General features: G+C 69.1%; 5 protein-coding genes and 1 pseudogene. 4 read left to right on the top strand and 2 right to left on the bottom strand.

Annotation, left to right across the window (positions count from 1 at the left end; translation table 11 throughout):
* Positions 1–1,825: BTAD domain-containing putative transcriptional regulator (locus ACFP2T_RS47380; protein ID WP_377434511.1), on the bottom strand; the 1,825-nt coding region annotated here is incomplete at its 3' end.
* A gap of 725 nt (positions 1,826–2,550) precedes the next feature.
* On the opposite strand from ACFP2T_RS47380, the gene ACFP2T_RS47375 reads away from it, so the two are divergent.
* Complete coding sequence (locus ACFP2T_RS47375) at positions 2,551–3,192, top strand: peptidoglycan-binding protein (protein ID WP_377434508.1); 642 nt, start codon at positions 2,551–2,553, stop codon at positions 3,190–3,192.
* A gap of 46 nt (positions 3,193–3,238) precedes the next feature.
* Entirely contained in the window at positions 3,239–4,120 is an 882-nt protein-coding gene (locus ACFP2T_RS47370; RefSeq protein ID WP_377434507.1) for a C40 family peptidase, read from the top strand.
* A 663-nt stretch (positions 4,121–4,783) separates the two neighbouring features.
* On the opposite strand, the gene ACFP2T_RS47365 is transcribed toward ACFP2T_RS47370, so the two are convergent.
* Positions 4,784–5,680: a hypothetical protein gene (locus ACFP2T_RS47365; RefSeq protein WP_377434505.1), complete on the bottom strand. Its 897-nt coding sequence runs from the start codon at positions 5,678–5,680 to the stop codon at positions 4,784–4,786.
* A 490-nt stretch (positions 5,681–6,170) separates the two neighbouring features.
* Between ACFP2T_RS47365 and ACFP2T_RS47360 the strand changes: the two genes are divergently transcribed.
* Together ACFP2T_RS47360 and ACFP2T_RS47355 are read left to right on the top strand one after the other, a co-directional pair.
* Entirely contained in the window at positions 6,171–8,921 is a 2,751-nt protein-coding gene (locus tag ACFP2T_RS47360) for an AfsR/SARP family transcriptional regulator (RefSeq protein WP_377434502.1), read from the top strand.
* A gap of 2 nt (positions 8,922–8,923) precedes the next feature.
* Positions 8,924–9,286: pseudogene (locus tag ACFP2T_RS47355) on the top strand (transposase); the annotation flags it as partial.
* Positions 9,287–9,426: the final 140 nt, after the last annotated feature.

Here is a 9,426-nt window from a genome sequence, read left to right as displayed (position 1 = left end):
AACCCTCTGACGCCAACCAGCGTTGGCTAGCCACCACTCCACAAAAGCGGGGGAACCTCAACGCGCGCTGAGCCACGGTACTCAGGTCGGCGTAGCTGAGCTGGAAACTGGTGAGCATGCTCGATTCACCGGTGGACAGTTCGGTGAGTCTGCGGTTGTCGTCCTGTAGTCGGCGAGTCAGGTCGCCGATGCTCCATGCCTGCCGGGTGGCCAGCCTCGCGCTCGCGATGCGCAGCGCGAGCGGCAGCCGGGCGCATGCCTCGGCGAGCGCTCCCGCCGCGTCCGGATCGGCGTCGGTCCGATGCGATCCTGCGGTCGCGGCGATCAGGGCGATGGACTCCTCAGGGTTGAGTGGTTCGAGGTCGACGACGCTCGCACCGGTAAGGCCAGGCATCCGGCGTCGGCTGGTAACGATCAAGTCGCTGCCGCCCGCTCCTGGCAGCAGGGGCCGGACCTGGCCGGCTTCATGTGCGTTGTCCAGCAGCACCAGCATCCGGCGGTCGGCGAGCTCGCTGCGGAACAACGCGGCCGCCTCGTTCTCGTCGGTTCCGATCTGCCTGCTCGGCACGCCGAGCGCGCGCAGAAACCGGCCGAGTACCCGCATCGGTTCCGGTGCGGTCGCGCTGGTGCCACGCAGGTCGGCGTAGAGCTGACCGTCGGGATACTTCGCGCGCAACCGGTGCGCAGCGGCCAGCGCGAGAGCGGTCTTACCAACTCCGGCGATGCCAGCGAGCAGCACGATTCGGGACGAGGTCGGTCCGGACTCCTGGCCCGTCCTGGCGAGCATGGCCTCGATCCTGGCAATTTCGTCCGCCCGGCCGACGAAGTCCGGTGGCGCGGCGGGTGCCTGCTGGATCGCGGTCTGCCCCATCGTCCGTCGGACGTGCCGATCCTGCTGCCGGAGGACCGCGAGCTGGGCGGACCGCAGCCGCTCGCCGGGATCGATGCCGAGCTGGTCGGCGAGTGCGGACCGGATCCGTTCGTACGCGGCGAGTGCCTCTGCTTGCCGGCCGCTCGCGGCCAGGGTCAGGATCAGCTCGACATGCAGCGGTTCGTCCAGCTCGCGCCGACTCGCAAGCTCCCGCACCGGCTTGAGCGCCCGCTCTGGCTTGCCGAGATCGCGTGCCAGTGTGGCGAACGTCTGGACGGTGGTGGCGTACTCGGTGGTTATCGCGGTGTAGAGCGGGCTCGACGCCACCCGCTCCGCGTCGATGTCGCCGCGCCAAAGCGCGACGGCCTGGGCGAGCCGGGTCAACGCATCCTCCGGCGCCTCGTACGCCGCCCGCGTGGTGAGATCGCGGAACGTCAGCAGGTCCAGGTGATCGGCGCCGACCGCGAGCCGGTACCCGGTCTGACCGCTGACGAGCACGCTGTCGGTGCGCCCGTCGGCGTCCAGCAGCCGCCGCAACCTGGCGACGTGCGTGTGCAGCAGGTTCGCCGTGTTCTGGGTTTCGCTGCGCTGCCACAGAAGTTCGACGAGTTCGTCCTGGCCGACGGCTGCGCCGACGCCGAGCGCGAGCCGCGCGAGCAGCGTGCGTTGTATGTCGGAGCCGAGGGATGCCTGGACGTCGCCGTGCCAAACCTCGATCGGACCGAGCACACGGATGCGCAGCGGGCCGCCACGGACCGGACCGGCTTCGGTGCGTTGTGCACGATGGGCCTCGGCGGCGGCATGAAGTTGCTCGACGTCGCGCCCGCTCAGCCCGAGCGCGGTGGCGATGGCCCGGACCGAGTGCGGTTTCGGGCTTCTCGTCCTGCCCTGCTCCAGATCGCGGATCGCGCCCGCGCTCACGCCCGCCCGGCCGGCGAGTTGCCGTTGCGTCATCCCGGTTCGGCGGCGATAAGCTCGAAGCAGTCCGCCGAAGCTTGTCGCCGTCACTCGTACCTACACCGAGCGACCAGACCGTTGAGCTGCGATCTTCGGGGCACCAGACGATCCTAGTGTCTTGTCTTGTGAAGGTTGATCGCGTAATCCGCTGGTTCGCGGCGGTTCTCCGCAGGCTGTCTCCTGACGTTCGTCCTGCTCCTGACGCTCGTCCTGCGGGAGGTGGTGGCTGGGGTGGGGAGCCGCCCTGAGGTGTGCGTCCGGCAGGAGTTCGGCCGAAAGGGCTCGAGCTGCCCGGCGCACTGAAGCGATCGTGATGGTCGACCGGGACCGGCGAGGTCTCCCGGTACCCGCGGTCACGGACGAGCGCCAGCATCGCTCCCGCCGCCGTGCGGCACGACGTCTGCTCCCCGGCGGCCGCGCAGATCGTCCCAGCCCACAGTCGTAGCCGCCGTCGTACGCGGCGATGCCTTGGCCAATCTGCGCCGGTCGACAGGTGACGCCGGCGGATGACTCCGCCGTCTCGGGTGGGCGGGTGTCCAGTACGGGCGGCGTACCCGGCGGTACGGGCGGAGTACGGACAGCGCACCGCCACTGACGATGGCTACGTTTCGCCAGCCGCCAGGAGAAACCGGGCGAGTGCTGTCGGAGCGATAGGGGGCGTGATGAGTGCGGCGTTTGTGCGGCGATCGCCGCAGCCGGCAGATAGCCGGTCTCGACCAAGAGTGACGACCGCGATGTGCGCGGCACTCGTGTTGCTCGTGTCGAGCGCGCTATGGCCGATGTCGTCCGTCTCGGCCGTTTTAGAGACGAGCGCGGCGACATTGTGCGACGTGGACCTCGAATACAGCGAATCGGGAAGCTGCGTCGAGCGGTTGCAGCGGCGGCTCAACGAGTTGGGCCTCAACTGCGGCAATCAGCTCAGTGTCGACGGCGCGTTCGGTGCGGCGACCCGGATGCGGGTCTTCGCGTTTCAGGGACGCAATCGGATGACAATGACCGGGGAAGTCGGGTCGGTGACCCGTTCGAAACTCGCCAACCCGGACCAGGGGCTGGGCGTAGCCTGCGACTCGACGGTGGAGAGCCAGATCCGCGCCGTCTTCCCGGACTCGATCGCGAACAAGGCGGTCAGGGTCGCCCGGTGCGAGTCAGGGCTCAACCCCATCGCGGTCGGTCTGAACACCAACGGAACCAAGGACGTCGGGGTGTTCCAGTTCAACACCGGCGGAACGCTGCAGGAGTATCTGCCGGGAGCAACCTTGGCAGTGAAGGTCGACAACGCGCTGAGTTCGGCGGACAACATTCACGCCGCCTATGACCTGTACCGGGCCCGCGGCTGGCAGCCGTGGACGTGCGGCAACGCGTGACCTTGATCCCACCCTGAAAGGAACCTTTGCCATGGAAGGGAAACCAATGAAAACCAGAATCACGACGTTAATGATGTCCTTCGCCGTCGCGGTCACCGGCGCCGTCTTCGTGGCGGCACCCTCGGCGTCTGCCGACGGTCTGAGCAACCCGAGTGGCACGCTCACCGTCTCCTGCGCGGGTGCCGAGGCCTTCATCCAGGTTGACTGGAAGGCCGGTGACAAGGTGACCGTCCGCTGGCGTGTCGAGGACACCGGCACGGCGAGCAACATCTCTCCGGTGCTACGGATCCAGGCCCACGACGCCGACCACGACGCGGCACCGTTCATCTTCCCCAGTGGCGACCCCTTCTTCGTCCTCCGAGGCGGCAACGGTCATCACGAGGTCGGCCTCAGGTCCGACTGGAACCCCGACAACATCCCCAACATCAACCACCTCAGGGTAAGGGTCCAGAACGGTACGACCGACCAGGGAACCTTCTGCTTCGAGGAGAGGGAGATCTTCAACTGGACGATGATCGGTCACAAGAACGCCATGGCGAAGCTCGGCGCCCCCTATGTTCTGGGGGGTGAAGGCCCAGGCTATGACTGCTCGGGTCTGGTCTACGCCTCCTACAACCCGATCGGCAACTTTCCCGGCTGGCCGGTCCGCCGGGCGGTCGACATGTGGAACTGGGCCAAGGACCACCAGTCCCCGGGCAAGTTCTATGCCAAGCCGGTCGACTACCCGGACCTGAAGGTCGGTGACCTGATCTTCTACAAGACGACCAGCGAAGCCGTCGGTCACGTTGCCTTCTGGGAGGGGGACGGCCGGATCCTCGACGCGCCCGAACCCGGTACCGAGGTCTCGGTCCGTGCCGAAGGCAGCCTCCGCAACGTCCGCGTCGCGGCCTTCCGCATCCTCGGAGTCTCGACCGTCGCCAACGGATGACATCCGCTCCTGGGTGTCCAGGGCCCGATCGGGACACCCAGGAGACGGTCATCCACGACGACCACCGACCCCCGCACCAGGCCTCCGGGACGTCGGCCCCGGCGTGCTCCAACCGACAACACCCGCTGCGGCAGCGCCTGCACCACCAGCTTCAACGACCCGTCCTGCGTTCTTCTGGGCCCTCGGCCCGGCTCACCCCGCGAGGAGGTGGACACGGTGACCATCTCCGTCCGCGACCGCCATACCGGTCTGGTGCTGATACCCGCGGCGACCGACGTGTTCGCCGGCATCTGCACTGCCATGATCGGACCCGCAAGGGCTCAGCGCGGGGTGCGCGTCGAGCACACCCCAGCCGTGCGAGCGGTGAGGACCGCGGCCGCCGCGCCGATCCGGGTCGACACCCTCGCCAAGACGCTGGCGACCCGGCTCACGGCTTCTGCACCGGCCCCGAGGAGTATCGGCCCCAGGTTCGCGGTGCTCGAGTACCCGAGCAGACGCCGATCCCTGAGGCGTCGACGCGGACTGAATGTGTGGGACGGCGTTTCACTGGAACTCACGACGGCGCCGTGCCGACGGCCCCAGGTCAGGGATCGTCGGCAGCAAGCTCCGGACGAGTCCGTCCGAGTACGGCTGGTCTCGGACGGACTCACGGAGGTCTTCCCGCTACTGACCGTAGGCCTTCGCGGTCCAGCCAAGCGAGCCGAGGGAGCCGCCCTTGATGTCCGTGCCGACTCCGTCCGTCTTGTTGGCGTCGAAGTGCACGGAGGCCTTGCCAGCGGCGGTGATCCCGAGCAGCGGCCGGCCGTTGGGGTGGGTGTCACAGTAGCCCGTGCTGAGGCTGGTGAAGGGTGCCCAGCCGCTCGTCCGCAGCACCTTCGAGGTGATCGTTGTCGGGGTGGCCCGGTTGATGCGCCACTCCTTGAGCTCTCCGTTGGTCTTGGTACCGATCAGCACGTCCACGGCGGCGCTGCCCGTCCCGCCACTGCGCTCGTAGGTCAGTGTGTTGACCGCGTCCCAGCCGGTGCTGGCCAACTGTACCGGCGGCGAGAGCGTGAAAACGCCGTCCACGTAGGTTTCCGTGTAGCGGTAAAGCGAACTGCCCGCCACCCGGTAGAGGTACGGCGATGCCGACGCGAGGATGCGGGTATTGGCAAACCCAATCGCGAAGTGGCTGGAGCTCCACGACGTCACATGCCAGTTGCCGTCGATCAACTCGCCCTGACGGCTCAACTTGTAGAGCCGACCGTCGGTCGGATGGGCGGCGTATTCGGTGCTGCGGAAGGTGGCGTCGTCACCGGAGGCGCCGATCTGTTGATGCGCCGACGGCACCCAGCTCAGAATGTCGTTGGCGTAGGCGTTGGTGCTGGTCTCGCCGCCGAAGTACACGTAGGTGAGACGCTGTCCGTCGGAGCGGTACGCCGCGGTGGAGACCCTGCAGTCCGAAGGGACGTCACTGAGCGCCGCGGTCGCCGGCCCGGCGGGCACGACGACCCCGGTCACGGCGAGACCGGTCGCGACAGCGGTCAGCGTCCGCGCGGCAGCCACAATGGATTTGTGCATGGAAAAGTTCCTCCAGGTAGGGCGAGTTCGGAAGGGTCAGATTCGAGCCGTCGGACGTCTCGTCCTCCGCGAACCGCTGATCATGATGGTGAGCTCGACCCTTTCGGAGTCAGGCTGTCGGAACGATGGCAACGGACGAGCCAAGCACGCCGGCCGGTCGGGGCCTGGTCACGCAGCCGGAGACCGGCAGGACGAGGCGGGGATGGCCGCGCGGGTGTGGGTAAACAGTCCCGCCTGGGCCCCGTAGGTGGTCGCGCATTCAGGGCATGGGGGTGCTCTCCGATGGGGGGAGTGTGGACGGCAAAACCGTACGGTGAGCCCCGTACATTCGCCGCACAAGTGGCGTATAGCTCACCCACCCGCCCCCGCCGTCCGGGTGCGGTGTACCTGGTGATGGGTAGCAGCGCTCAACTGTGAGGTGCCTGTGCGTTTCGATATCCTCGGCCCGCTCCACGTGTACCGCGAAAGCCAGCCAGTTCCGCTCGGCTCGGTGAAGCAACGTCTCCTGTTGGCCACCCTGCTGCTGCGCCCGAACGAGGTCGTCGGCACCAACGAGTTGGCCGCCATGCTGTGGGGCGACGAACAGCCGGCGTCGGCCGCGGCGAACCTGCGCACCTACATACGCGGGCTGCGGCAGTCGCTGGGCGGCGGAACGCCCTGGGAGGGGATAATCTCGGCGGCCGGCGGCTACCTGCTCCGGGTGGGGCCGGGCGAGCGTGATCTGGACCTGTTCGACGCCGCGGCGGCGCGGGGCCGCGACGCTCTCGCCGCTTGCGCTGCGGACCGGGCCGAGGCCGAACTCTCCGTTGCGCTGAGCCTGTGGCGTGGGGACTCGCTGGCCGACCTGCCGCTGCGTCCGGCGCTGGCCCGGCGGGTGGCGCAGTTGGAGGAGCGCCGGCTGCTCGCCGAGGAGGACTACGCCGAGGCGCTGCTGGCGCTCGGCGCGCCGGCCGACGTGGTGCGCCGGCTGCGTGCCCTTCTCGACCGGCACCCGCTACGGCAGCGGGCGTGGGGGCAGCTGATGGTGGGCCTGTACCGCATCGGAGACGTGGCCGGCGCACTGGATGCCTTCCGGCAGGCCCGGCAGGTGCTGGCGGAGGAGACCGGCCTCGATCCCGCGCCGGAACTCACCAGGTTGTACGACGACATCCTGCATCACCGTCCGGGACTAGCAGCGCACTCGCCACCGGCGCCGGACGGACCGGCGCCGGGCACGGCGTCGGGGCCACTCGTCCAGCGCCCCGAGCAGCTGCCGCGTGCGGTGCCGGAGTTCGTCGGTCGCCGAGTCGAACTGGCCAGTCTCGACGCGCTCCTGGACGGCGGGGCGCAGGAGCCGACGACCGTGGTCATCTCTGCGGTGTCCGGCATGGCCGGAGTCGGCAAGACCGCCCTGGCGCTGCACTGGGCGCACCGGGCGGCCGACCGCTTCCCCGACGGCCAGCTCTATGTGAACCTTCGCGGGTACGACGAAGCCGGCGTGGTGTCCCCGGCCGACGCCCTGTCCGGCTTCCTCGAAACGCTCGGCGTATCCCACGCCCGGATACCCTCCGACATGGAGGCCCGGACGGGGCTCTACCGCAGCTTGCTGGCCGCCCGTCGGATGCTCGTGGTGCTCGACAACGCTCGCGACTCCGCCCAGGTTCGCACCCTGCTGCCCGGTGCCGGCGGCTGCATGGTCGTGGTCACCAGTCGCGATCGGCTCGACGGCCTGGTCGCAGCCGAGTGCGCCGCGCCGTTGACGCTGGGCGTGCTCACTGCCGAGGAGTCGATGAGCCTGCTCGCCAGCCGGCTCGGCACCAGCCGCCTCGCCTCCGAGCCGGCCGCGGTGGCCGACATCGTCGAGGCCGCTGGTCGGCTCCCGCTGGCATTGTCGATAGTGGCGGCACGCGTCGCCACCCATCCCACGTTTTCGCTCGGCGCCATCGCCGCCGAACTGCACTCAGCCGAGGCGAGGTTGGACGCGTTGGCCGACGGCGACGTCCGGCGCGTCTTCTCCTGGTCGTACCTGGCCCTGGGGCAGGATGCGGCCCGGCTGTTCACCCTGCTGGGGCTCCATCCGGGCCCGGACCTGACAGCCGCCGCGGCCGCGGCGCTCGCCGGGGTGTCGACTGCGGCCGTGACGCCGCGACTGCGGGAGCTGACCCGGCTCCATCTGCTGGCCGAGCACACGCCCGGCCGGTACGCCTTCCACGATCTTTTGCGCGTCTATGCGGCCGAGTGCGTGGAGTCGTCGGAGCGCGCCGATGAACGCGCGGCCGCCCGAGGGCGCCTGTACGACCACTACCTGCACGCCGCCTATCCGGCGGCCCTGCTGCTCCAGCCGCAATGGCCCCCGATCGAGCCGGTGCCACCGCTGCCCCTACCCGCCAGGCGTCCGGTGACCGATCACGACGGCGCGCTCGCCTGGTTCACGGCGGAGCACCGGGTGCTGATTCGGGTGGTCCGGCAGGCCGCCGAGAACGGTTTCGAAGCGTACGCCTGGCAGATCGCCTGGGCGTTGAACACCTTCCTGGCACCGCGCGGCCTGTGGCGGGACCAGTTGGCCACCCAACGGGTCGCGCTGGCCGCCGCGGAGAAGATCGACGACCTCGCCGGCCAGGCCGCCGCCAACCGGCTGCTCTCCCGCGCGCTGACCCGACTCGGTGACCACGACGCCGCCGAGCACCGACTGGAACGCGCACTCGAGCTACACGAACGCCTCGGCGATCCGACTGGCCAGGCCCAGACACTGCACAACTACTGCGAACTCTGCTACCTGGACGGCCGGCTCGACGAGGCGCTCGCACACGGTCGCGAGGCGCTGCGGCTCTACCGGCTGGCCGGTAACCGCTCGGGGGAGGCCCGGACGCTCAACGCGATCGGTTGGCTGCTGGCCACCACCGGCGACTATGTCCAGGCCATCGAGAGCTGCACCGAAGCACTCGCCCAGCAACGACGGAGCGACGACCGCAACGGCCAGGCCGCAACGCTCGACAGCCTCGGCTTCGCCTACGACCGCCTCGGCGAACGCGAACGCGCGGCCAACTGCTACGAGCAGGCGATCCAACTCTTTCGCGATTCCGCCGACCAATATCACGAGGCGGAAACCCTCATCCGGCTCGGGGACACCCGGGAAGGAATGGGCGACCGGACCGCTGCCTCTGCCGCCTGGCGCCAGGCCGTGCGGATCTATGAGGATGTGGGCGACCCCGGAGCCGAGGAGGCCCGCCGCCGCCTCGAACGCTACGGATTGGAAGGTTAGGGGTCTACGTCATCCTGGACAACCTCTCCCCGCACAAGGGTTCAAGATCCGGCAACGGGCGGCGAGGAACAAGGTCGAGTTGTGCTTCACCCCGACCCACGCGTCCTGGGCCAACCCGATCGAGCCCAGGTCGGCCCGGTACGCACGTTCGTCGTCGCCGGCTCCGACCACCCCCACCACGCCGCTCTGACCCGGCACCTGCACGCCTACCTGCGCAGGCGCATCGCCAACGCCCGGCACCCGGACGTCCTCGCCGCCCAACGCCGCGAACGCGCCCCATCCGCAGTGAACGCCAACACCGCCGGGGCCGCCCGACCACAAAGCCGCCTGACCAACCCGGCGAACGTTGGTGGTCACCGCACTAGCTGGTTCCATACTGACCAAAGCCAACGCAATGGGGACCAGCCCCGCAGGGCCGGTAGTGCGCGGCTACGGCGAAGGTCACATCGGGTCTGTGGACGCTTCTATGGACGGCGTGGCGTTCCACCCGGGAGAGATGGGTCGC

The organism is Plantactinospora solaniradicis, assembly GCF_042658085.1.
Lineage (GTDB): Bacteria > Actinomycetota > Actinomycetes > Mycobacteriales > Micromonosporaceae > Plantactinospora > Plantactinospora solaniradicis.
The sequence above is the reverse complement of the archived record's forward strand: the minus strand, read 5'-3'. Positions and strand labels throughout refer to the sequence as shown.